Origin of the sequence: Cellulomonas citrea (assembly GCF_009829685.1) — a bacterium.
Taxonomy (GTDB): domain Bacteria; phylum Actinomycetota; class Actinomycetes; order Actinomycetales; family Cellulomonadaceae; genus Cellulomonas; species Cellulomonas citrea.
The window spans coordinates 1-520 of sequence record NZ_VWSD01000398.1; the positions used below are offsets into that span (position 1 = coordinate 1).

Genomic DNA, 520 nt, shown 5'->3' on the forward strand with positions numbered 1-520 from the left:
TTTCATGTTCATTCCCCGTTCCATACGATCCACGGGCCAGTCCTGCGCTTTAATTTAGGTGAGGGTCGCTCACCTTGCGGCTTCGATCGCTGCCGTCTCCGACCGTTCGGCGATGAGTCGACTCAGGCGGGCCTTCTCGATCTCGCATATACGCAGCAACACCTTCTCGCGACTTGAATCGAAGAACAAATCATCGGTGGAATAGATTTTCGACAAGTCTTGAGGCGAGCGGGTGAAGTCAACGGCCCCCAGGGACTGGCGACATCCAGCGTAGCGACCGCGGCAGGACACAATGTTGAAACCCAGGTGGCTTTCCACCAGTTGAATGCTGCCGGTGTCGTCGAGTTTCGATCTGATCTCGCCTATCGTCAGATTGCACAAGCCAACCAGCGCGTCCTCCAAGGTTGGCGCGAGGAAGAGATCCGAACTGGCGTAGGACTGTACAAGCGTGTCGAGCGGCAGCGAAAAGTCGACTGGTCCCAGAGACCTGCGGCAGGCGACATACCTGCCTTGGCTGCGG

General features: G+C 57.5%; 1 protein-coding gene. It reads right to left on the minus strand.

All coding sequences use genetic code 11. The features are described 5' to 3' along the window. Positions 1-69 precede the first annotated feature (69 nt). On the minus strand, positions 70-520 hold a 451-nt coding region (locus tag F2B26_RS16945), incomplete at its 5' end, for a hypothetical protein (RefSeq protein ID WP_159811254.1).